The organism is Flammeovirga sp. AWQ4_249 (assembly GCF_056161045.1).
Map to the genome: position 1 here is coordinate 203,524 of NZ_JBSWYJ010000002.1, position 24,598 is coordinate 228,121.

The window sequence follows — 24,598 nt, forward strand, 5'->3', positions numbered from 1 at the left end:
TTACAAATTACTTTGTAGCAGCTTGGAAATCTGCATCATTCCAAAGACCATAGAATTCTAAGTCTTGAGCAGCTTTAGTGTTTAAGTCACCAGCAGCTTTGATTTCTTTTACAGCAGTAGCTGTATCAGATTTCTTAGCAGCGATGATTGCTAAACCGTAGTGAGCCCAAGCGTTGTCTTTTTTAGAGATAGACTCGTTGAATGCTCCTTCAGCTTGACCGAAGTCAGTAGCACCAGTTTTTTCAGCTTTTAATAAGTAAGCTAAACCTTTGTTGTAAAGAACAGTTGCATCATCTCCAGCAGAAGATAAGTATTGGATAGCACTGTCATAGTCACCAGCAGTAATCGCAACATAACCTTTAACAGCGTTAGTAGTTGCAGCTACTTGAGGATTGCTAGAAGCAGAAGCTTTCTCTAACTCAGCTTGAGCACCTTCAACGTCACCTTTCATTAACTTCGCACCAGCAAGGTTAGCAGAAGCTTCAGGAACGTTTCCAGACTTAGCAGCAGTCTCAAAGTGAGGGATTGCTTTGTCGATTAATGCCATCGCAGCGTCAGCATCACCTTCTTTCGCTTGAGCGAAGTAAGTTGCACCTAAGTTGTTGTGAGCGATTGCAGAATCATCCTTACGGATAGCAGCCTCATAAATTTTAACTTTAGCATCTAAATCAGATGATAAGTTAGCAGCATATAATAACTCTTCAGTTGATAATGAGTCTAAGCCCATTTGACCTTCTGAAATAGAAGCTGCACGTGATTGTATTTCAGCATCAGTAAGCTTCGCTTTGATCTGTAAGATCTCAGATTTAGCATTACGTAATGGAGGATAAACGTAACGGAATAACTTCTTGTAAGAAGCTAATGACTGTAATTTCAATTGCTTTGAAACGAAGTCACCAGAACCGTTTACTACTGACATGATTTCATCTTTCTCAGCATCAGTAAATTTATCTGAATCTTTCAAGATTGCTTTGAAAGCTGTCCAGTTTTCAACTACTGGCTTAGTTACAAATTGAGGAGCATCACCCTCTTCAACCTTATATTTCTTTAATAAGTACTCATAGTACTTTTGAACAGCCTCAGGACGCTTGTTCGCTAATTTTGTGTTAACCTCAGTAGAACCTTCTGGCGAGTGAGAACCAGTGATTGTTACAGTTCTAGTAGGGTTAGATGCAGAAACGTAGTTTGCTAATTCTTTACCTTCAGCACCTCTCTTCTCAGAAGAACGTAATACTGATGATCCTTGTAAGAAGAAGAAATCTACATTTGTTGGAATATATTCTTCAGAATTGTTGTAACCGTGATCAGCAAAGTTTGCGATGAAAGTTGGTTGAACATTCTGAGCAGTAGTAACAACACCTTGACCGATACCGTTTGGTAAACCAGCAAATGCACCGTCATTACTTTCTTTAATTTTTTGTGATTTTACTTTAGTCACACGACCTAAGTACTCTAACTGACCTCTTTTATACTTATCTCTATAAGCAAAAGCCATATGCTCTTTGATTTGAGGAGTAGCGTTTTCAGCATCAGCATAGTCATCACCGTTAAAGCTAACAACACCAACTTCGATTGGTTCAGCTTCTTTAGGGTTAAACTGAATTACTAAATCATAAGTGTAACCTTCGTGTAATAAGTCTGCTGGAAGTTTTGTGTCAATATCAAAAACAACAGAGTCACCGTGTAATTGTAGTGGTGATGGGTTAACCGTAAGATTCTGCTCTTCTGCAGCTCTATTTACGTCAACATTTTTACAGTTTGTGAAGCACAATGTACCCGCAGCAAGAACTGTAGATAAAACTTTAGTGTATTTGTTCATAATCGTCATCCAATTTTTCTATTTCTAGATCTCGCAATTTACTTGCCTATACTCAATTGTTCACCTTTGCAGTACAAATCTTAACTTTTTTTAGAAGTTTAAATCCATTTTTAGTATAACATCAAATGAATATTGCATTATAATCACGTGAATTTTCAGTTTCCAAAGATAACTGAATACAAATAAGTAACTTCTTCTGCTAATTTTAATTATCAAAGATTAACAAAAATTAAGAATTAAGATAGGTGTGAAGTTGATTAAAGTAAGATAATTAGTGGAACTAACTATTTACAAAACCTTTCAGAGCTGAAAAAATTGTTCTTTTTTCTAAAAAAAACTCCTTAACAATCAATTTTTGATAAACTTCAGGGAAGTCTATTCTATGTTTTTTCACTTTCTTTCTGGCACGAATTAAATAAGGAAAGGCTAGATAAAAATCTCTATGAGCCTTTAGTACAGCTAAAAGATTTTCACTTTCACCTTTTAATAAAAAACGTATCCCTGCTACCCCATCTAAGACCATTCTAAAAAAGATCACATTTAATAGTTTCGATGATGGTAAATTTTTAAATAAAAGAAATAGTCCATTTCTAAAATTCAGGTAAGTTTTTTTAGGGTTTTCTCTACTCAATGTACCTCCCCCTACATGATAAACTTCAGCATTACCAACTGCCTTGATCTTGTAACCTTCACTTTTTAATCGCCAGCACAAATCAATTTCCTCCATATGAGCAAAAAAGCGATCATCTAACCCTTCAAATTTGTGATATAAATCTGCTCGAATAAATAAGCACGCTCCTGTAGCCCAAAAAATATCAATTGTATCATCATATTGGCCATGATCCATTTCCAATTCATGCATTATTCTACCTCTACAAAAAGGATAACCCATATAATCTATAAACCCTCCTGCCGCTCCAGCATGTTCAAATGATTCTTTATTGGCATGTAGTTTTATTTTAGGCTGGCAAGCTGCTATTTGTTCATCACTTTCCATCAATTGAAGTAGTGGAGTCAACCAATCTTTGGGACATTCAATATCTGAATTCAGTAAGACATAATACTTTGCATCTACTTGTTTCAATGCATTATTGTATCCTCCTGTAAATCCAAAGTTCTCAGAAAGCTTTATTATTTCAGTAGAAGGAAAATTTTCTTCCAAGTAATTGACAGAATCATCCGTAGAGGCATTGTCAGCAACAATTACTCTAGCTCCTTTACTGCTATCAATTACACTTTGTAAAAATTGTTCTAAAAATCTTTTGCCATTATAATTTAGGATTACAATAGCTACTTCCTCAAAGGGAAGTTCACTTGTTGGCTTCATGTCAACAATAATAACATATAAAAAATAAAAAAGAGAGCTGCAGTTCTAATCAACAACTCTCTTTAATGATTAACCTAAGTTTCCAAAATCCATTCCTGGAATATTTGGCATCATGCCTTTCGTTGTCTTCATCAATCTTTCCTGACCTTTTTCGTCAGCAGCTTTGATTGCTTGATTGACAGCAGCTACAACTAAATCTTGAAGCATCTCTCTGTCTTCTTCTTTACAAAGTAATGGGTCAATTTCAAGTTTAATTACTTGTTTCTTACCATTTGCAACAGCTCTAACCATTCCACCGCCAGCATCTCCCTCAGCAGTTACGTTTACAAGGTCTTCTTGTGCTTGTTTTAATTTTTCTTGGACTTCTTTCAGTTGTCCAAACATATTACTGAAATCCATAATAGTATGTTTATATGAAATTTGAAACACAAACAGCAAAGCACTTCATGAAGAACTTTGCTGTTTGTTAGAAATTATCATTAGTCTGAAATTATGCTACGCGTAAATTTTTAGCGTGTGAAGAACTTTCGAATTTCATTTTCGCATAAGCTCTATCGATAATAAATTCAGTTACTTTCTCTTCAGAAGAAGGTAATTCATACATAGCATCCAACATAATAGCTTCTAAGATACTACGTAAACCTCTAGCTCCTAAGTCATATTCTAATGCTTTTTCAACAATATAATCTAAAGCATCATCTTGGAAAATCAAATTGATATCTTCCATTGAGAAAAGCTTTTTGTATTGCTTCGTTAAAGCATTTTTAGGCTCTGTAAGAATATTTCTTAATGCAGCTTTGTCTAATGGCTTTAAATAAGTCACTAGTGGTAAACGTCCGATTAATTCTGGAATAATACCAAAACGTTTTAGATCTTGAGCAGTTACGAATTCTAATAACTCTTCCTTATCTAATTCAGGAAGGTCTTCTTCTTTACCTGCAAAACCAATTGGACGTGTATTTAAACGAGAAGCGATCATATCAGCAATTCCTGCAAAAGCTCCACCACAGATAAATAAGATGTTTTCTGTATTCACTGAGATTAATTTTTGCTCTGGATGCTTTCTACCTCCTTGTGGCGGCACATTTACGATAGATCCTTCTAATAATTTTAATAATGCTTGCTGAACACCCTCACCACTTACATCTCTTGTAATTGAAGGGTTATCAGATTTTCTTGCGATTTTATCGATTTCATCAATGTATACAATACCTCTTTCGGCTTGTTCTACATTATAATCTGCAGCTTGTAATAAACGTGTAAGGATTGTTTCAACATCCTCACCTACATAACCTGCTTCAGTAATTACAGTGGCATCTGCGATACAGAATGGTACTTGTAATGCTTTTGCTAAAGTTTTTGCTAGTAAAGTTTTACCTGTACCTGTATTACCCGTCATAATGATATTTGATTTTTCAATCACGATATCATCTGAAGTTTGTTTTTGATTAAGTCGTTTATAGTGATTATATACAGCAACCGATAGTACTCGTTTTGCTTTATCCTGCCCTATGATATATTCATCAAGATGTTTTTTCATCTCAGCAGGTGTTTTCAAATCAAATGAAGAAGTCTCCATATCCTTTTTACGAGGTTTTCTTTCCTCCATAAGGATTTGGTGTACTTGTTCAATACAATTGTTACAGATCTGAGCATTCTGACCTGAAACCATTAATTCCACCGTATCTTTAGGTGCTCCACAAAACGAACAGAAATTTCCTTTCATTTATTCTCTCCTTGCCTTTACTCTTCTTTCTTAAATCTAGAAGTATTGTACTTCTGAACCGTATTTTTACGTTGTTCTACTATTTTAAGTTTCACAACTAAATACTAGAGTTGCAAGTTACATTAATTTTTGCACTTTATTATATAGTTGAGAGGGAAATGTAGATTCATTTCCCTCTCAATGTCAATGTTTTACAGAATGAAGCGATTTTTGATCGTAATTTCACAATCATTAGATAAATCTAACTTCAAAATAGAATCATCCTATAAAAATTATTTCTCGTTTGTAGGGTTTCTAGTTAATACTTCATCAACTAAACCATATTCTTTTGCTTCTTGTGCTCTCATCCAGTAATCTCTGTCAGAGTCTTGCCATACTTTATCGTAAGGTTGACCAGAGTGGCTTGCAAGAATTTCATAAAGTTCCTTTTTCAACTTCTGAATCTCTCTTGCAGTGATTTCAATATCAGATGCTTGACCTTGTGCTCCTCCTAATGGTTGGTGAATCATAATTCTAGAGTGAGGTAAAGCAGCTCTTTTTCCTTCTGCACCACCTGCTAAAAGAACAGCACCCATTGAAGCTGCAAGACCTGTACAAATTGTAGCTACATCAGGACGTACATATTGCATTGTATCATACATCCCTAAACCTGCATATACAGATCCTCCTGGGCTATTGATGTACATCAAAATATCTTTTTTAGCATCGATTGATTCTAAAAATAATAGCTGAGCAATAACGATGTTAGAGATATTGTCATCTACTTGCGTACCCATGAAAATAATTCTGTCAGCAATTAATCTTGAAAATACATCGATTTCAGCAAATCTACGATCACGTTCTTCAATTACTGTACGTGTCATATTTTCAAAATTACCAATATAGCTATCCATATGAAGGCTAGAGATACCCTGATCCTTCATGGCAAATTTTTTAAATTCGTTCTTTAAATCCATAGTTTATCAATTTTATGAGTTAACGCCTATTAGTATTTAGACTATATATTATAAAGAAGAGCAGTGTTTTCAATCAATCACACTGCTCTCCTATACAAATATAAAATAATACTGTTACGAAAGAAGAAAAATCGTCTTCAATTTTCGTTTTTTTTCGTCTAATTCCTTTAATATGTAATACGACCAAAGGCTTTACCAACTTTTATGGATAAAGACACAAAAGTGATTTTTGGATTTCCGTTTCTTTCAATATAATAAAAGGCATCATTAAAGCTCTTTACTAACTCCGGTAAGTTCTTTTCTGTAAGTACTTTTGCGAAGTTATTGACAAAGTCACGTGTTTCTTCATCTAAACGGATGACTGCTTCAGCATTGTTTTTTATTAACATTGCCTCTCGGAAAAGGGTCAGTCCAAATTTGAAGAAGTTCTTTTGTCCTTCTTTTCCCAATTTATTGAATTCTTCAGACCATTGGGTGATGATTTCAGTAAAACTACTTTTAAAACATGAACGCATCCATTGCTTGAACAGTTCTTCACTTTGATCTGGTACATCAGAAGCAATCCTTAAAGCTTCTCTAACATTACCATCAGCCAGAAATGCGACCTTTTGAGCTTTAGAAGGCTCCACCCCTTGATTTTCTAACAAAACTGTTAATTCTTCATCATTTGGAGCAGGTACGTATACTTTCTGTGCTCTAGAAAGAATAGTGATTAATAACTTTTCTGGATCATTGCTTACCATGAAAAACAATGTCTTTTCTGGTGGTTCTTCCAAGATTTTCAAAACTGCATTTGCTGCTGGCGCCTGCATTACTTCTGGCATCCAAATCAATACAATTTTGTAACCTCCTTGATGTGATTTAATAGACATGCTTTTAATAATTTCTCTACTTTCTTGTCTAGAGATCATAGCTTGTTTATTTTCTCCACCAATGAAATTTACCCAATCACTGATATTTTTATAGCCACCGTTTTCTTCTAATAAAAAGCTCCTCCAATCTGGAAGGAATTTTTCTGTAACGGCATCCTCTCTCTTACTTACTTTCTTTGTTGTAACCGTTGGCACCACAAAATGGAGATCTGGATAAATTAGTTTAGCTGCATTTTTACATGATTTACAGCGTCCACAAGCATCTGTAGGTGTAGGTGCTTCACAATTTAAATAAGTTGCATACGCCAAAGCTAAGGGTAATTGAACACCACCTTCTTTTCCAATAAATAATTGTGCATGTGCTACCTGATTTTTCTGAGCAGCTTTTAATAATACCTCTTTTACATCTGAGGCTCCTGGTACTTGTGCAAAAAGCATGTATATCTGTTTAATTGAATCAACAGCAAATTTCTATTTTTCAACCTTTAAAGCAAATGAAATGTGAATAAAGTAAGAAGATTTAAAATGATTTGCTGTTTTAATCACGTTAATAACACTTCTGATGTTCTTTTAAAAAATCTATTAATTTTTTTAGTATGAGTACATCTAATAAAAATGCTATTATAGTTGGTTATGGAAGAGCTGTCGGTAATGTGGTTTTAGAGGCATTATTAGACGCTGACTTCGCTGTTGGATTAATTGCAAGAAATCAAACTAAATTAAACCAAGAAGTTGAAAAATACACTTCAAAAGGGTACGATGTAAAAGGATACTCTTATGATTTATCCTCTCTGGATGGAATTCCTGATTTATATCAAAAGATAAAAAAGGAAATGGGTGGAGAAATTGATTTATGCTACAATAATGTCGCTTTATTCTCCTTACCTTTTACACAAGATACGAAAGCAATTCAAGCAGGCCTCAATATTAATTTCGGATCAATATGGACTTTCTTTTCTTGCTGCCTTGAAGATTGGCAAAAAACTGAAAAAGGTATTTTCATGATGTCAGGAGGTAGTTTTGCAGATAATGGTGCTTACGCCGTTGATTTTAATGCTCAATTTGGGTCAACTGCCAAAGCCTTTATACGAAATTTTGCTGAGGGTGCAAATGCCTCTTTTAATCAAAAGGGAATACATATCGTAGACCTAAAAATTAGCAATCTTGTCTTTGGAGGTGATAATATTCCCGATGAATTTAATCAAAATCCTGAAGAAGCTACAGCATTTAGACAAAGGTTACATGAGGCTATTGTTGCAATAATTAATGAAAAACAGGAAAATTGGAAAAGCACTTATCCAGTTGAATAAACAAAAAGTCAGTAACATTCATCTTGTTACTTACTTTTTTTATTCGTAGATCTTTTCATAAATACTAGCTTTGTTTTGTTGTGCTTGTATCATATCTTTTTGAGTAGCACATGATGACATAAAAAGGGTGATAGTCAAGACAATTAAATAAAGTATCTTTTTCATCTTCGTAAAAATTTTAAATTTATAATTAGGTTACTTATTACTAAAAACGGGAACAAATCTTTTTCAGACAAAACTTAAAATTATCACTTATAACAACTTTTTATAACGTACAAAAAAAGACCTTCCCAATTAGGAAAGGCCTACATTTCAATTCATTTCATACTAAAATATCTTTATATCTTACTCGTGAACGAGATGATAAACGTTGTCATTGTCATTAGGGTTATAACCGGCTTTAACATGGCTTTTATAAGAGACACAACTTGTCAATGATAGTAAGAAAACTCCGGCTAAGAAGAGTTTAAAATATTTCATGTTCGTGTTATTTTTTTAATAGTATGTAGAGCGTGACCAACTACAATTGTAAAGTTAACATTTATTTACCAAATTATCAAGAATACAAATAGTTGTGAATGTCATTCAAATTATAAAAAGGAAATCAGATCATAGTTTGTATCTTTGTTCAAACCACAAAATGTAAAGCAATTTTCATTTCATAAGCTTATTAATTTATGCGTATAGATATCATATCATGTGTTCCAAAACTTTTGGATAGTCCTTTCTCCCACTCTATTTTACAGAGAGCAAATGATAAAGCTTTATCAGAAGTACATGTACATGATTTAAGAGAATATAAAGTCAATAAACATGGTCATATTGATGATTATGCTTACGGGCATGGTGCGGGAATGGTCTTAATGGCAGATCCTATCTATAATTGCATTAATGATTTAAAGAAAGAAAGAGATTATCAAGAAGTTATTTACATGACTCCTGATGGTGAAGTTTTTGATCAACAAATAGCCAATCATCTTTCAATCAGCTGTGAGAATATTATCATTTTGTGTGGGCATTACAAAGGCATCGACCAACGAGTAAGAGATGAAGTAATTACACGTGAAATTTCAATTGGTGATTTTGTTTTATCAGGTGGTGAATTAGCGGCTGCAGTTGTTGCTGATGCAATTATTCGTCTAATTCCAGGTGTACTGGGAGATGAAACTTCTGCATTGACAGATTCTTTTCAAGATGGATTATTAGCTCCTCCAGTTTATACAAGACCTAGAGAATGGAAGGGGCAAGAAGTTCCTGATATACTACTTTCAGGACATGAATCTAAAATAGACGAATGGAGATTAGAACAATCCATGCAAAGAACACAGGAAAGAAGACCTGACCTTTGGGATAAATATTTAAAAGCTCACCCTGAAGTCACAAGTAAAAAGAAAAAGAAGAAAAAATAATCATAAAGAAACCCCTCAAAATCATGATAAATTTGAGGGGTTTCTTTTTTTATCATTAACTGATTACAAATGTAAATCAATTGATGCTCCAAAATCAATTGAACTACCATTGATATTATTTCCACCAGATACAGCTGTAGCATAAGTTGTTTTCATACTATTATACCTTAAGAATGGAATAAGTTTAAACTTCTTAGAAAAATGAATAGGCATTCCTACCTCAACATAATATCCAAAGTTTGACTCAAAATCAATTGTACCATAGTCTTCACTATCTACGGTCATGCTATATCCTCCTGGATTTTCAAATAAGAAACCAGTTCCAATTCTGAATCCTTTCATTTTTGCATTTTGGTTTGTGATGATTTCATACTGTAAACCGCCACGTAAACCTAATTTCGCAAAAGAGGTAGAATTCGTTGAAGAACCTCCATATGTAGAAGTATGAGAATTGTAAGAAAACTTTACTGCATAACCAATATTGGCTACAGCAGAGAGATTTTCAGCCAAATAATAGCCTAATCCAATTTCAATCACAAAACCACCACCATAAGGCTCTGTTACTGTATATTCGTCAAATGGTAGTTCAACACTACCAAGGCCAACGCCAAGACCAATTTTTGCATTAAAAAACATTGGTGAGTCGTAGTTCTCACTTTTTTGTTGTGCATAGGAAGTTAAACCAAATAGATAACATAGTGTACCTAGAAAGAGTAGTTTGCTAAAATTCATTTGTTTGTTTTTTAAGTTAAGTCACAAAAAAATTCTATATCGTGATCTAACGAATAGAAATAAAGTTTAAATATAAAAAAAGCACTTATAAAATGTATTACAAGTGCTTTGGAATTTAGATTAATATTTTCACTAGATTTTGTAAGTCCAACCTCTAGAATCCTCGATTTCTCCTTTTTGGATTCCTTGGAATCTTGCTTTTAACTCTTGAGCAAAAACATAGTTTTCAGGAAGATCAAAATCTTCGCCATCATTGGAAATAGTAGCAAATGGAGCAAGTGTAACGGCAGTACCGATACCAAATGCACCTTGTAATCTACCTTCTTTGATTGCAGTGATCACTTCTTCAACAGAAATATGACGCTCTTCCACCTTCTTACCCATCTCCTCTAATAGCTCAATTACAGTTAAACGTGTAACTGAACGCAAGATTGTATCTTCAACAGGAATTGTAGGCGCTGTAACGAATGTTCCATCAATTTCGAACATTACATTCATTGTACCTGACTCTTCAATGTACTTATGCTCTTTAGCATCCGTCCAAAGTAATTGGTCATATCCTTGTTGAGCAGCTAATTTTGCTGGTAATAATGATGCTGCGTAATTTCCTGCCACTTTAGCGAAACCTGTTCCACCTGGAGCTGTTCTAGAGAATTCTTTCTCTACTTTAACTCTAAGTGCTTTAGAATAATATTTTCCTGCAGGTGCTGTAATGATGGCAAAAGTATAAGTTTCTGAAGGACGCATCCCTAAAAACTCATCAGTAGCAAACATAAATGGACGAATATATAACGAACTATCTGGTGTGTTAGGAACCCAATCTCTATCGATATCAATTAATGTCTTAAGTCCTTCCATGAAGATTTCTTCAGGGATAGAAGGCATGCAAATACGTTCCGCAGATACGTTCATACGTTTTGCATTTTCATTAGGACGGAAAACTAATACTTCCTCTGGATTTTGGGCGTTTCTAAAACCTTTTAAACCTTCGAATATTGCTTGTCCATAGTGCAATGATGACGTTGCAGGACTTAATTGGAATGAATCGTAAGGGACGACTCTTAAGTCTTGCCATTTACCATCGCGGTAGTCAGCCACAAACATATGGTCAGACATAGTCTTACCAAATTGGATATTATTGAAATCAACTGAGCTTAAACGAGAGTTTTTCGTCTTCTCTATTCTAATGTCTAATGTCAAATTCTTCATAATAATGCACTAACAATTTTTTGCGATGTAAAAATGTATCAGTAAATATAGATACATTTGTACTATTGTGAGTTATTATTTCGAAAATTGTGCAACTCTTAAGGACTTTTTTTGATATTTGTTAAAAATTCGGAGCTAATTATGAATGAAAACCTGATTTATATTGGTCTTTGTCTTTTGTTCTCTGCCTTCTTTTCTGCGACAGAAATTGCATTTGTTTCTGCTAATCGTTTACATATTGAAGTACAGCGTCAGAAGGATTCTCTAGTGGGAAGATTGATCAATAAATTCTTTGAAAATAAATCTACTTTTATCACGACGATTTTAATCGGGAATACAACAGCACTTGTCATGTATGGTGTTTTTGTATCCAACGTTTTGGATCCTGTGTTACAAGCTTTTTACCTTAACAATTTTCCATCATTAGACGCTGGGTCATTAGAAATTGCCGTTTTACTTTCACAAACCATTATTTCTACTGTAGTTGTCTTAATTACTGCTGAGTTTTTACCTAAGAGTTTAACAATGTTGAATCCTGATTTATTTTTCAACATTGCAGCTCCACCGATGAATGTTATCTACATGTTGATGTACCCTATTACTTGGACGGTAGAAAAATTATCTCAGTTTTCTATTCGTTACCTCATGGGCATAAAAACGGAGGAAAAAGAAACACCATTTAACCTAACAGATTTAAGTCAATATATTAATGATATTGAGCTTGCTTCCACTAATGATGATGATGCGGACAATGATAGTTTAGATAAAAAGTATTTTGAAAATGCACTTCAATTTAAAGATGCTAAAGCTCGTGATGTAATGATTCCACGTAAAGAAATTGTAGCCTTAGATATTGAAGAAGATATAGATGCTTTAAAGACTCTTTTTATTGAAAGTGGTCATTCTAAAATCCCTATTTACAGAGATGATTTAGATGATATTGTTGGTTATTGTCATGCTCGACAATTATTCAAAAAACCACAAACTATTCAGGAGATTATTCGTGAAATGCCTTCAAAACCAGAAACTGCAGCGGCAGATGAAATGATGCATTTTATGATGGCAGAACAAAAAAGTATGGTTTGTATTATCGATGAATATGGAGGTACAGCAGGTATAGCTACATTAGAAGATGTCACTGAAGAAATTGTTGGGGAGATCGAAGATGAGCATGATGAAGATGACCTTCCATTCTTTAAAGAAGATGAGTTTACTTACCTTCTAACAGCACGCCATGAAGTAGATTCTTTAAATGAAAAATACAATTGGGAAATTGATGAAGAGGGTGAATATGATACCCTAGGTGGCTTTATTTTATATCATCATAGAAACATACCTTCTACAGAAGAAATCATTGAAATTGATCATATGAGTTTTGAAATTGTAACCATGGATGGTGCTAGAATTGACATGGTGAGGTTACATTTTAAACAGGAAGAAGAAGATCAAAATGAGGACAACTAATTCTATTCAATATATTTTATAAAATTTTAACGATATTATAAAATATTACCTTAACTTGGTAATACGAAAAAAGAAAACCTTTCCACTCAAGCTCTCTCTTAAACTTGTGGAAAGGTTTCTTTTTATATTAAAATCCTTAATTATAAGGCAGCAATAGCAGCGTCATAATTTGGTTCATCTACTGTTTCTTTCACTTGTTCAGTGTAAGTAACTTTTCCTTCCTCATCAATCACAACTACACTTCTTGAGCATAATCCTTGTAATGGTCCAGTTGTAATTTTTAAACCGTAAGCATCTTCGAAGTCAGTACTTCTGAATGCTGATCCAGTAATTACATCTTCGATTCCTTCAGCACCACAGAAACGGCCAAAAGCGAATGGTAAATCTTTAGATACACATACTACTACAGTATTTTCTAAGCCTGAAGCTTTTTGATTAAAAGTTCTAGTTGATGTTGCACAAGTACCTGTATCAACACTTGGGAAGATGTTTAAGATTACTTTTTTTCCTTTTAAATCAGCAAGAGAAACCTCTGATAAATCTGCTTTTACTAGTGTAAATGCTGGTGCTACTGAACCTACAGCTGGTAATTCACCTGAAGTTTGAATTGGGTTTCCTTTTAAAGTAATTTCTGCCATTTTTTTTAGCGTTTAAAAGTTTTGATAAATTCGTGAAATTTTCAATACAACTACAATTTAATAGTTCCATCGTAAATGAAATCACATCAGATAGAAATTGTTCAAAAAACAGCAGATTTTATTCAAAAAAAATTTGAAGGAGAAGGTACAGGTCACGATTGGCATCATATCTATAGGGTTTGGAAATCTGCAGAAAATATTGCCAAAACTGAAGATTGTGACCCCTATATTGTTGCGTTAGCTGCATTACTTCATGACATTGCTGATCATAAATTTTATGATGGTGATTTATTAGAAGGAAGTAGACAAACCAAAACTTGGCTTGAAGAGGTTGGAGCTGATGAAGACACTATTGAAAAAGTGGCAGAAATTGTCAAAAGAGTTTCTTTCAAAGGCGCAAATGTAAAAGATGACATGCCTACAATTGAAGGGCAAGTAGTACAAGATGCAGATCGTTTAGATGCTATTGGTGCAATTGGCATTGCGAGAGCTTTCGCCTATGGAGGAAGTAAACATCGTGCTCTATATGAACCAAAAGAAAAATATGAAATGCATGACTCCTTTGATGCTTATCATAAAAGTGAATCTTCTACAGTTGCTCATTTTTATGAAAAATTACTTCTTTTAAAAGATAGAATTCATACCGTAACAGCAAAGAAAATTGCTGAAGAACGACATCAATATATGGAAGATTTCTTAACTCAGTTTTATGGTGAGTGGGAAGGTAAAAAATAATTTTAGAGGCATTGATGTTAAAATTCAATGCCTTAAATTTTTATAAAGCTATGAGACTGTTTTTTAAAGCATACTTTACCAAATCTGCAGTGGTGTATAGTTCCAGCTTCTTTTTCTTTTGAATAAAAAACCAGTTTAATGTAAATAATTAGATTGCTTGTACCCTGTTATAGAGACATTTTTTTATATACAACAAAAACATACCACTTGGAATGTTTTTAAATATTATATACATTTGTGAAAACAACAACAGCTATTACATCAACTTTACTTTAAGTTTTTTCCTGTTGTAACCTATTATTTCAATAACAAATTATTAATCAAATAACTTCCAAACTGATGAAAAAGATCTTATTATTAACCTTAGCATCTTTCCTATTATTTTCTTTTAAAGAGACACGACCAAATACAGAAGAACCTAAAGTAAAAGTGATTTTCTTAGATGTAAATGAGACTATTCTTGATCTGAATAACATGAGATCTTCTGTCACTCAGGCATTGGGTGGACGAAGTGATTTATTAGAATTATGGTTTTCAAAGATGTTACATTATTCATTAGTTGCCACTGACATCAATCGCTATGAACACTTCGGAACGATTGGAACAGCTACATTACTAATGGTCGCAGAAAATCATAATATTGAATTATCAAAAGAAGATGCGAAAAAAGCAATCGTAACTCCACTTCGTTCATTACCTGCACATAAGGATGTAGAAGAAGGATTAAGAATCTTAAAAGCTAAAGGTTATAAAGTAATTACTTTTACCAATTCATCATATACCGGTGTAAAAACTCAAATGGCCAACGCTGGCTTAACTTCTTACATCGATGAAATGTTAAGCGTTGAAACCATTAAAATATATAAACCACATGTAGACAGTTATAAATGGGCGTTAGAAAAAGCAGGAGTTTCTGCTGATCAGACTTTAATGGTAGCTGCACATGGTTGGGATGTCGCTGGAGCAAAAGAAGCGGGATTAAATACTGCATTTATTGCAAGACCAGGAAAAGCATTATATCCATTAGTAGAAAAGCCAGATTATATCGTTAATGACTTAATTGAATTAGCAAATCAACTAGAAGATTTAACTCAAAGCTCTAAATAAATTTCACATAACTAACTTAATTACACATGAAAATACGTATTGGTATTTTAGGTATGGGAGGAGTAGGTAGCTTTATTGCTACTCAACTTCTTCGTAATGCTGACGATGATATAGAAGTAATCTGTATCAGCAGAGGTCAAACCAAAAAACAACTACTAGTACATGGTTTAACATTAAAAACGAGTGATGAAATTATCAATGTAACTCCTCACCTCGTTTCAGATAATCCAGAGGAAATAGGAAAATTAGATTTCTTATTTGTCACTGTAAAATCGTGTGATCTCTCTGAAGCCTTAACCCAATATAAATCCTGTTTAAAACAAAATTCATTGGTTATTCCATTATTAAATGGAGTAAATATTAAAGAACTAATTTTTAAATATACCCAGCATCCAGTTTCTAATATTTTTGATGGTAGTATTTATATCATTTCAAATATTGAAGAAGCAGGAGTTGCTAGACATTTAGGAGGACCTGGAAATATTATTATTGGCAATACCTATCAACAAGATTTAAATTGGGTTGTAGACCTTTTACAAGATAATGGTTTGAACATTTCTTACTGTGAAAATATTAAAGAAGTAATCTGGAGAAAGTTTCTTTTTGTTTCTGCTGTCAGTCAAGTGACGTACAACTTAGGAGTAACTATGGGACAACTTCGAGAAAATGAAAGTTCTATGGATATGCTTCGTGTTACCATGTCTGAGATTGTTTCAATTGCCAACTCCAAAAATGTTAAGCTTACACATCAAGACATTGAAAATGCATGTAAAATGTTAGATAACTTTCCTTTCCATGCTAAACCTTCTCTACAAATTGATCTAGAGAAAGGCAAAATTAGAAATGAAAAAGCAACCTTAATAGACTATATTCAAGAACAAAAACTTCCAATTTGATTATTTGAACACCCTAAGGATCTAGGTCTTTAGGGTTTCATTTAAAATATACGATGTGTGACTCTTTTTTCTCATTGTCATACAAAATACATTACAAATCATCTTCTACATTTCTATTTCTAATAAATAAATACAACGGAAATCCCCCTGCCAAACCAAATAATATAGTTACTAACCAAAGTGTAAAAAGACTCTTGTTTACTATTCTTTTTTCGTTGAACGTCCAATAAAAAAATGCTAATACTGTTATCAATAAGTCTAAGGAAAATATAGTATTTATTCTACTTGAAAACATTGTTTTCATAGTAAAAATTGGATCTGTATAAAGTAAAATATTACCCGTTTCTATGCTCTCTAACAAGACAAAATAGTTAGGTACTAAAAAACCTACAATCGAAAAAATCAATAATACATTTTTCATGTTCTGATGTTTTAAAATGACAAAAATTGACTACTTTAAAATTCATCAGAAAGCTCTTTTTTTCTATTGACTTTAGTTAAGATTATGATGCCATTTGTCGTTTTTTGATTCTACTTAATGACTCAGGTTTTACACCTAAATGAGAAGCAATCATATGTTGAGGAACACGTTGAAAAAGATCAGGAGTTTTGTGTAATAATTCGTTGTAGCGTTCTTCTGGTTTCAACATTAATAAAGAAGCGATAATTTCTTGGTGCTTCATCAGTTCCTCTTCCATTGCTACTCTTGCTAAAAATTCGAATTTATGATGGTATTGCAATAAAGCAATTGAAGCTTCAAGTGAAATTTCGACACAAGTAGTACCTTCTAAAGCTTGAAGATTAAATTGACAAGCTTCTTTTTTAATAAAGCTTGCATAAGCACTAACAAAGTAATCTTTATTGTAAAAATAGGCTGTTTTTTCCTCACCATCGTGATTATAAAATAGTCGAACAAGCCCTTTCTCAATAAAGAAAAACTTTGTGGAAACATCTCCTTCTTTCAAGAGATATTCACTTTTTTGGAAACTTCTAATGTTTAATGTATTAATTAGAAAATCGACATCCTTTTCATCAAGGTCGACATAGTTAGTAAGGAAGTTTAAAAACTTGTACATAGTATGCGTGTTGTTATCCGGTGTAAAATTCTAAATCATATTTTTCAACAATATCTTTTTGTAACATTAATGAGGGGAGAATTTTAAATTTTTCATGATATTCAAAAAGCTTTAAAAGGTTCTCTAAAGAAAGTTCTACATATATTAGGTCTTCAATAGACTGAATAGTAAAATGTTGTTTTTCAACTCGTTTATACTGATAGGTACTAATAAAAGATCCCTTATTTATAATCTGATTTTCAGTTTGGTCACTCCATTTCGATTCTATAAATACCTTTCCATTTTCTATAAAATAAAAACTCTTTATATGGCTTTCATTTTTTAAGATAAAAGCATTTTTAGAGAGTGACTTAGTGGGTAATAGTTGATGAAGTACAGCAACATCTTCAAGTGTGATGTTAATGAATTTAGAGCAATGAGATAAAAATTCAATCATGTAGTAAAATAAAAAGTCCCTTTTCCAGAAACTTGGAAAAGGGAACTGATAAAAATCGAAAAGTTATTTTAATTCTTGAGCATAAACCATAAGTTTTCTCTGTAATCTAGCCTTAGTCTTCATATCTACTTTAGTAATATCAATTAATAAAGCTTCTTGATATGTTGCATAAGCTTTTTCAACATTACCCACCTTGAGATAATAATCTCCCATAACTTCCAATGTATGAGGATTTACACTTATAGAATGTGCGTGATCGATCCACTCTTTCGCCATCTCAAGATCTGTATCCCAATTGATTGACAATTGAGCTGCTTTCATGTAAGTCTTCCAATCGTTTTTGTCTGCTTTCTTTACAATTGCAGCTAATTTTGAAGCTTCATCACTTTTTAATCCATCTAAAGGATTAACAGCAAAAACGTTTAAAGTCAATAACGATACAATAAGAGTAGTAAGTAAAGTTTTCATCTTGGTAAATGTAATTAATTTGAACACTAGTTAATATGCCAATAGTAATTCCATAGTTATGCCATAATTTCATAAAAAGCTGATTACCAATATCATAAGTTAATATCAATTCGTTTAATAATATTAACTAATGTTCACTTACGAACATATATTAGCCAAATGAACAATTTTAGCGTTTTTTACCACAGTTCTAATTTTATTTACCATTTAAAGATTTGATAGTTAGGTACTTTTGTAAAACATCAACATTGAATCAATATGAATAAAGAATATAAATCTCTAAGTCTACTGTATATTTTCATTGTAATTACCTTGCTCGTAATTCAATATTATTTCCAATTACCACATCCTGAGTGGGGATTATTAACTTTACCTTTAATATTTTCACCTACAAAATCGCATTTCATTCAAAAAAGCATACATAGAGTCTTGGCGACAGTTGTAGGAGCTATAATGTTGATAAGTATCTCATTTATAGAAAATCCTTTTATTTATTATGCTGCATTAGTTTCGTTGGTCTTAGGCACAGGGCATTTGTCCATCAAGTATAAGCAACATTTCTACTTCTTCTTTATTATCATCATTACCATAGGCATCTTTGGTTTAGGCAATTTCATTAATGCAGATAGTAGTCATTTAAAATTAGGAATTGCACAAAGGATTGGTGAAACAATTTTGGGATGTATTGCAGTAATTTTACCAACTATAGCTTATTTGTATTTTAGAAAACATGTTGCATTTCCAGAGCAAAAAGAACGTAAAATAGAGGAAGTCACTCATTTACAGTTCTTTCTTAGAGGAGTATTTTCTTATTTATTATTTCTATTAATTTATATTTATGTCAATGATAAGTTGTTCCAAGGAGCGGCAACTATGCTTACTATTTTAATTGGAGCCACTAGTATTCATAAAAATCCTATGAAAGATATCATGATGACGATAAGAGTTGTTTTCTTGTCAACTTTAGGCGTTTTTATTACTAAATGGATAGGAAATCATACTTCAAGTTTCATTTCTCCTTACCTCTATATACTTGTCATTGGCGTTCTTTTTGGAATACTAATGTATTGTTCATTTAGATTTCCTAGCAAAAGTTTTTACTTCAGAATGCTCATGGTCATTGGGCCTGTTATTTATTCATTAACACCTTCCACTGTACAACATCCAGATATTTTCGCAAAGATTTTAGGTCTCTTTTTATTTGGAGGGCTACTTTCAATAATTGGACATCATCTATCACATCAAATTCATAAGAAAGTAAAAGTAAATTAGGTTTAGCGTCTATACTCCATTATGTAGAATTGAATTCATAAAAAATCTACTTTACTAGAATGATATATGGGTAAAAAATTAGCCCGTGAAGAAATGTCCTCACGGGCTTTTGTCATTTAAACTGTTTACACTCTATTTTTTGATTATCTTTTTAATCACTCTTTGATCTCCAATCATAATATTGACTAAATACATGCCTGAAGCCAGATCTAAATGATCAATAATGATTTCTCTTCTACCTGCTTTGATAGGTTTATTTTGAGTAGGCATCATCGATTTTCCATTCAGATTATATAAATCAATCCTTAAATTTTGATCCGTTTCTGTACTTACTCTCAAGACAAAATGATGATCAACTAAAGTTGGATATAGTGTTATATCTTTTTCTATATTTAATGATTCGTTTATCAATCGAGATCCACTAGATTCTGGATTTTCATCATACCATTGACCATCCATGTACCATCCATTTCCTGAACGTGAAAGATCTGAAGTTTGATTACCATTTCCGTCATGGAATAATAAATTGGTAGAATTTGCATTCGGTATTGTATAGCTATACCAACCATTGCCATCATTTTGCATATTGACTCCCGGCCAATTACTACTACTTCCATCCGAAGCATTCCAGTAATGTAATTTAGGATTAGTCCATGTTGATTTTAAATGAATCGTTAGACCTGTTGGTTGAGGTTGGTTCTCTTCTGGATTCGTATCATACCATTGTCCATCTTTAAACCATCCCTCACGATCTCTTGAAAGATCAGCTGTTTGTCCACCTCCATTATTACTAAATATAATATTCGATGATTGTACAGCTTCGGGGAATGTAAACATATACCATCCATTATTACTGGTCATACTGACTCCCGGCCAAGAAGCATTCGCTTGGCTTCCTGAAGGAGAAGCATTCCAATGGTAAATTGTTGAATATCCTTTCACATAAACTGTAAAGCCTCCTGAAGGTTCTGATACAGTAAAACTAGCAGTTGTAACTGTTGATTCATTTCCTGCTTCATCTACAGCCATAGCTGTCACCGTAGTATTTTCTGAAATGGTCAAAGAAACATTGTTTATACCCGAAGAGGATGCTGTAGTTGGTGTAGATCCATCTATTGTATAATAAATAGTTACTGCTCCTCCTCTATCATCTGAGGCTTGAATTGAAATATTTCCTGATCCAATAAAATTACTTCCATCGGGTGAAATAGATACCGTTGGTGGTGTTGTATCAGGAGTGTTGACAGGTTCATTAATCCATCCATTGTCGTACCACACATCACCGCAAACATTCATTTCATCACCAGTGATTTTTGTATCTCCACATAGTAAAATTAGGTTTGTACAAGTTCCATCAATCGTATATTCATAGAACCCTGGATAAGCTGTTGAAGCAACCATTGATTCTCCAGGCCATGAAGTTGTCATCGCTCCGTTCTGAACATTCCAATAATAAATACTAGGATTACTACAACCTGCTTTAAAATAAACTGTCATACCACCTTCAACAGGTTCTGGAATTGTATAGCTTACTAATTCAACAGATGAACTCCCTACTTCATTAACCGCAATTGCTTTAAAAGTTACTGTTTCTCCTGCTGTCCCAGTCAATAATACAGTACCCGAATACATTGTATCATTTGGTGTAGGTGTAGTTCCATCTAAAGTATAATAAATCACACCATTTTCAGTCGCTGATGCTTCCACTTGATTTCCAGATTGTGATAACATAAGAGTTGGAGCTGAAGGTTGTACAACTTCACAATCAGGGCATTCATTATGCCATGTATTACCATCAAACCATCCATTTGAGTTTCTTGAAAGATCTATTGTTTTGTTGCTTCCATTATCACTGAAAAGTAGATTGACACTTTCTGTATCTTCAAAAGTATACTTGTACCAATCTCCTTCGTATAGTGTCATATTTGGACCAGGCCATGTACTTGGCGTTAATGTTCCTGCTGGTGTTTCTTGCCAATAATGTACATTGACATTATTCCAATTGGAAGGTTTTTTGAAATAAACATCAAGACCTTCCACTTCCCCAATTCTGTAAGAGAAGGTTGTTACAGAAGAGGTATTACCATCTGTATCTACAGCGTACGCTTTAATGTCTGTATCCTCAGTTATTGAGATTTTTGTATTGTTATATTGAGCACTTGATCCATTCGGTTGTGAACCGTCAGTTGTATAATAAATAGTATAGGGGCCTCCTGCACCAAGAGAAGCCGAAAGATTAACTTCAACTGGATTATCATAACGACGTGGTGCTGGAGAAGCACTAACAAAAGGAAGACTTGGACCGCCTTCTCCTGCTTGGAAAAAACCTACGCCATTGCCACCGATCATTCCTGGACCATTAAGTACAAATATTGCTGCAGAGCCTGACTCTACTGTACAATTTAAAGTACCATTTGATACTACTGTTTCAGCTCCTGTTACCGCATCACGATACACACCATTTGTTAAACCAGTGAAATTGAAGGTAGCTGAACCATCTTTTGCTAAACCAACAGCTACTTCACTTTCACCATAAACGCGCACATAGCCAACACCATTGCCACCATTATCACCATTCCACCTCCACTCTCCTTTTTGAAGCGCTGGGATAGCTGATCTCATGGCATTAAGTTTCTTGATATGTTGATAGATTTTATGGCTTGGTGCTTGATCCATTACATCACCATAATAAGCTCTACCTGTTTCATTGATTGATTTTTTTATTCCTTCAGCATCATGAATATCTGCAAAAGCACCTGACATGAAACGCATTTCCGTTCCATAATAAACAATGGGAATTCCTCTCCATGTAAACATAAAGTTCATACATGCTGCAAGGTTTTCATCTGTTCCTCCATAACGTTTGTTCCAGTCATTATTAGGACCAAAGTCATGGTTATCTAACCATAATAAGTTAGTAGAAGGATCTGCGTATAAATGATCATAACGAGCTGCCGCTTTTACCCCTCCAAAGCCTTCTCCATATTCAAAAGGTCCATGAAAACTTGCTTCAGCATAAAAATCTATCACTGCCATTCCTGATGGTTCCGAAGCATTTGTTGCTCCTCTCCAAGTATACCAGTGAGGGTTTATTTCTTCAATACTATGTAATTCATGACGCTTTTGTGCTACTTCACCAAAAACAAATAAATCAGGATTGATGGCTTTAAAAGCATCTAAAAAATAAAGTACATCTTCTTTTGACATATGCTTGATTGTATCCCAACGGAATGCATCGACTCCCATTTCAATAAATGTCTTATAAGCATTGACCAGATATTCTCTGACAACTGGGCTACTAGTATTCAAATCTGGTGTATCCCCTGCCAATGCTCTATTGTATAGGTTTTCTGTATCATCCCATCCTTGAGCGAAGCCATTGCCACTTTGATGATACCATTCTGGGTCAGTAGTATTGACATAAGAAATAGTAGAGGGCCAATTGTGATTTTTTAGGTTATCATTATATGGTGCTGGTAGAGTAGGAATATTTGCTCTACTCCATATCAATCCATCATCAGGATTTGGTGTCATACCGTCATACTCCCAGTTGGGGTTAGGTTGTAATGGATTACCATTCAAATCCTGTCCCCAAACTGCAGAAGTATCCGTGTTATATTTTATTTCAGCTAAGCCTTTAATACCAAAACGTCCTGCATGATTTGTGACTACATCCAATACGATTTTCATATCTCGTGCATGTACTTCATTGATTAAATCTTGGAAAGTTGCACCTGGAGATTCTAGTCGGGGATCCACTTTTGTAAAATCATAGGCATGATATCCGTGGTAATCTAATGGACTCCAGTTTTGTACAATTGGCGTAATCCAAATCGCTGTAAATCCTAAATCTTGAATGTAATCCAACTTCTCTATCAAACCTTTAAAGTCACCTTTCCATGTTACATCATTAGGATCTGTAATTGCAGGATTGATCTCTGGATCTGGGTTATACGAACTCCACTCATTTGGGACATTATTACCTGGGTCTCCATCAAAAAAACGTGTGGTCATCAAGAAATAGATTGTTTCCTCACGGAAATCAGTCTGAGCAAAAAGCGTATTGATTCCTGTAGTAAATACTATAAATAGCATCAATAGGCATTTAGTAATTTTCATTTTCATACTGTAATATTTAAGTAAAAGTCAGTTCTAGGTAATCGTTTTAGTTAGTCCTCTTTTGGCTGATGATTCAATATTACACTTTAGTTTAATTACAGTCGTTCCATAAAGTGAATTTAGCGTTTCATTTATGAAGTGGTACGTGTCAGATTATGGCGGTTCCTTGAAACTTTATAAAAAATCAACCTAAATTTTAGTTATTCTTTCATGTAAAAAAGTATCGTAATGTTTTTGTATCTACTATCTAAAGATTCTTTTGAACAATTCATTGCTGGATTTGAAGAACCAAAAAAGTTTGATAAAATTACTGTGTTAACGATAAAATGTCTTTATGGATATAAGTATTATACATAATGCCCTTCATTTTTGGAATGGATCTATTGATGGTGAAGTATTGACTTTTGATAATGAAAATGGAAAAGGTAGAATAGAAGGTATTCAGGTCACAAAATATTTTCAATTAGTTACATTTGACTTTATCCTACATAAAGACCTAAAATTTATTTCTGATGGTTTTACTGATCGATCCTACATCAATATTTTTATTGCAAACCCAGGAAATATAAGGCGATTAGCTCATGATCAATTTGTTGATAACATTTTATACAAATCATTTGGGATAATCTGTTTTCACATAAATGGGCAACTGGAATGGTCGTATACTAAAAGTGTGCATCATAAGTTTGTCGCATTAAGAGTTGAAAAAGAGAAGTTTAAAGAATATTCTACTCAATATAATAGTACTCGAGCATTGCTAAATCTTGATAAAGAGTTTATTATTTTTGAGGATTTTGACCCTGTAATGAAATGGTTTATCATTGTGTTATTTCGTGTCAAAAAATCAAACCCATACCATGGATAAAGGTATATCAATCTTTCTGTTGGACTATCTATTCATTTTTTTGCAAATATTGCAAAGCGTAAAATTTCAAAGATAACCGAAAAGGAAGGAGTTCATATTGAGCCTATTATCAAGACATATCAATTACTCGAAAAAAACTTAAATCAATCCATTTCTATAGAA

23 protein-coding genes are annotated in these 24,598 nt (G+C 33.4%); 8 read left to right on the top strand and 15 right to left on the bottom strand.

Going from position 1 to position 24,598, the window contains the following annotated elements:
• Positions 1-7: 7 nt before the first annotated feature.
• The 6 genes from ACXAHM_RS02755 to ACXAHM_RS02780 form a co-directional block, all read right to left on the bottom strand.
• Entirely contained in the window at positions 8-1,819 is a 1,812-nt protein-coding gene (locus tag ACXAHM_RS02755) for a tetratricopeptide repeat protein (protein WP_474958864.1), read from the bottom strand.
• Positions 1,820-2,099: 280 nt separating this feature from the next.
• Complete coding sequence (locus tag ACXAHM_RS02760; RefSeq protein ID WP_474958865.1) at positions 2,100-3,146, bottom strand: glycosyltransferase family 2 protein; 1,047 nt, start codon at positions 3,144-3,146, stop codon at positions 2,100-2,102.
• A gap of 69 nt (positions 3,147-3,215) precedes the next feature.
• On the bottom strand, positions 3,216-3,545 hold the full coding sequence (locus ACXAHM_RS02765) for a YbaB/EbfC family nucleoid-associated protein (protein ID WP_474958866.1): 330 nt from the start codon (positions 3,543-3,545) through the stop codon (positions 3,216-3,218).
• A 91-nt stretch (positions 3,546-3,636) separates the two neighbouring features.
• Entirely contained in the window at positions 3,637-4,872 is a 1,236-nt protein-coding gene (clpX, locus tag ACXAHM_RS02770; protein WP_474958867.1) for an ATP-dependent Clp protease ATP-binding subunit ClpX, read from the bottom strand.
• 272 nt (positions 4,873-5,144) lie between these two features.
• Complete coding sequence (locus ACXAHM_RS02775; protein ID WP_474958868.1) at positions 5,145-5,828, bottom strand: ClpP family protease; 684 nt, start codon at positions 5,826-5,828, stop codon at positions 5,145-5,147.
• A 167-nt stretch (positions 5,829-5,995) separates the two neighbouring features.
• The gene (locus tag ACXAHM_RS02780; protein ID WP_474958869.1) at positions 5,996-7,138 is read right to left on the bottom strand and encodes a DNA polymerase III subunit; all 1,143 of its coding nucleotides are present in this window, start codon (positions 7,136-7,138) and stop codon (positions 5,996-5,998) included.
• Positions 7,139-7,296: 158 nt separating this feature from the next.
• Here ACXAHM_RS02780 and ACXAHM_RS02785 point away from each other — a divergent pair, with 158 nt between their 5' ends.
• Complete coding sequence (locus tag ACXAHM_RS02785; protein ID WP_474958870.1) at positions 7,297-8,010, top strand: SDR family NAD(P)-dependent oxidoreductase; 714 nt, start codon at positions 7,297-7,299, stop codon at positions 8,008-8,010.
• Positions 8,011-8,049: 39 nt separating this feature from the next.
• On the opposite strand, the gene ACXAHM_RS02790 is transcribed toward ACXAHM_RS02785, so the two are convergent.
• A complete protein-coding gene (locus tag ACXAHM_RS02790; protein WP_474958871.1) occupies positions 8,050-8,175 on the bottom strand; it encodes a hypothetical protein in 126 nt (41 codons plus the stop codon).
• Between the two features lie 512 nt (positions 8,176-8,687).
• On the opposite strand from ACXAHM_RS02790, the gene trmD reads away from it, so the two are divergent.
• Positions 8,688-9,419, top strand: coding sequence for a tRNA (guanosine(37)-N1)-methyltransferase TrmD (trmD, locus tag ACXAHM_RS02795; RefSeq protein ID WP_474958872.1), 732 nt, complete (start codon positions 8,688-8,690; stop codon positions 9,417-9,419).
• A gap of 63 nt (positions 9,420-9,482) precedes the next feature.
• Here the strand turns inward: trmD and ACXAHM_RS02800 are convergent, their stop codons facing one another.
• A complete protein-coding gene (locus ACXAHM_RS02800; protein ID WP_474958873.1) occupies positions 9,483-10,151 on the bottom strand; it encodes an outer membrane beta-barrel protein in 669 nt (222 codons plus the stop codon).
• 132 nt (positions 10,152-10,283) lie between these two features.
• Positions 10,284-11,360: a branched-chain amino acid aminotransferase gene (locus tag ACXAHM_RS02805; RefSeq protein WP_474958874.1), complete on the bottom strand. Its 1,077-nt coding sequence runs from the start codon at positions 11,358-11,360 to the stop codon at positions 10,284-10,286.
• Between the two features lie 141 nt (positions 11,361-11,501).
• On the opposite strand from ACXAHM_RS02805, the gene ACXAHM_RS02810 reads away from it, so the two are divergent.
• Entirely contained in the window at positions 11,502-12,824 is a 1,323-nt protein-coding gene (locus ACXAHM_RS02810; RefSeq protein ID WP_474958875.1) for a hemolysin family protein, read from the top strand.
• 140 nt (positions 12,825-12,964) lie between these two features.
• On the opposite strand, the gene tpx is transcribed toward ACXAHM_RS02810, so the two are convergent.
• Positions 12,965-13,462, bottom strand: coding sequence for a thiol peroxidase (tpx, locus tag ACXAHM_RS02815; RefSeq protein ID WP_474958876.1), 498 nt, complete (start codon positions 13,460-13,462; stop codon positions 12,965-12,967).
• Between the two features lie 75 nt (positions 13,463-13,537).
• Here tpx and ACXAHM_RS02820 point away from each other — a divergent pair, with 75 nt between their 5' ends.
• The 3 genes from ACXAHM_RS02820 (at position 13,538) to ACXAHM_RS02830 (ending at position 16,200) form a co-directional block, all read left to right on the top strand.
• Positions 13,538-14,197: an HD domain-containing protein gene (locus ACXAHM_RS02820; protein ID WP_474958877.1), complete on the top strand. Its 660-nt coding sequence runs from the start codon at positions 13,538-13,540 to the stop codon at positions 14,195-14,197.
• Between the two features lie 339 nt (positions 14,198-14,536).
• Positions 14,537-15,304, top strand: coding sequence for a haloacid dehalogenase type II (locus ACXAHM_RS02825; RefSeq protein ID WP_474958878.1), 768 nt, complete (start codon positions 14,537-14,539; stop codon positions 15,302-15,304).
• A 26-nt stretch (positions 15,305-15,330) separates the two neighbouring features.
• Positions 15,331-16,200, top strand: coding sequence for a ketopantoate reductase family protein (locus tag ACXAHM_RS02830; RefSeq protein WP_474958879.1), 870 nt, complete (start codon positions 15,331-15,333; stop codon positions 16,198-16,200).
• A gap of 91 nt (positions 16,201-16,291) precedes the next feature.
• On the opposite strand, the gene ACXAHM_RS02835 is transcribed toward ACXAHM_RS02830, so the two are convergent.
• From ACXAHM_RS02835 to ACXAHM_RS02850, 4 genes are all read right to left on the bottom strand, one after another.
• Positions 16,292-16,621, bottom strand: a complete 330-nt coding sequence (locus ACXAHM_RS02835; RefSeq protein ID WP_474958880.1) for a DUF2834 domain-containing protein — start codon at positions 16,619-16,621, stop codon at positions 16,292-16,294.
• A gap of 82 nt (positions 16,622-16,703) precedes the next feature.
• Positions 16,704-17,276 (bottom strand): Crp/Fnr family transcriptional regulator, encoded by a 573-nt coding sequence (locus ACXAHM_RS02840; protein WP_474958881.1) that lies wholly within the window; start codon positions 17,274-17,276, stop codon positions 16,704-16,706.
• Between the two features lie 13 nt (positions 17,277-17,289).
• Positions 17,290-17,712, bottom strand: a complete 423-nt coding sequence (locus tag ACXAHM_RS02845) for a cyclic nucleotide-binding domain-containing protein (protein WP_474958882.1) — start codon at positions 17,710-17,712, stop codon at positions 17,290-17,292.
• Positions 17,713-17,775: 63 nt separating this feature from the next.
• Positions 17,776-18,180 (bottom strand): hypothetical protein, encoded by a 405-nt coding sequence (locus ACXAHM_RS02850; protein WP_474958883.1) that lies wholly within the window; start codon positions 18,178-18,180, stop codon positions 17,776-17,778.
• Between the two features lie 258 nt (positions 18,181-18,438).
• Here ACXAHM_RS02850 and ACXAHM_RS02855 point away from each other — a divergent pair, with 258 nt between their 5' ends.
• On the top strand, positions 18,439-19,452 hold the full coding sequence (locus ACXAHM_RS02855; protein ID WP_474958884.1) for an FUSC family protein: 1,014 nt from the start codon (positions 18,439-18,441) through the stop codon (positions 19,450-19,452).
• A 132-nt stretch (positions 19,453-19,584) separates the two neighbouring features.
• Here the strand turns inward: ACXAHM_RS02855 and ACXAHM_RS02860 are convergent, their stop codons facing one another.
• Positions 19,585-23,571, bottom strand: a complete 3,987-nt coding sequence (locus ACXAHM_RS02860) for a starch-binding protein (protein WP_474958885.1) — start codon at positions 23,569-23,571, stop codon at positions 19,585-19,587.
• Positions 23,572-23,905: 334 nt separating this feature from the next.
• Between ACXAHM_RS02860 and ACXAHM_RS02865 the strand changes: the two genes are divergently transcribed.
• Entirely contained in the window at positions 23,906-24,436 is a 531-nt protein-coding gene (locus tag ACXAHM_RS02865) for a hypothetical protein (protein WP_474958886.1), read from the top strand.
• Positions 24,437-24,598 lie beyond the last annotated feature (162 nt).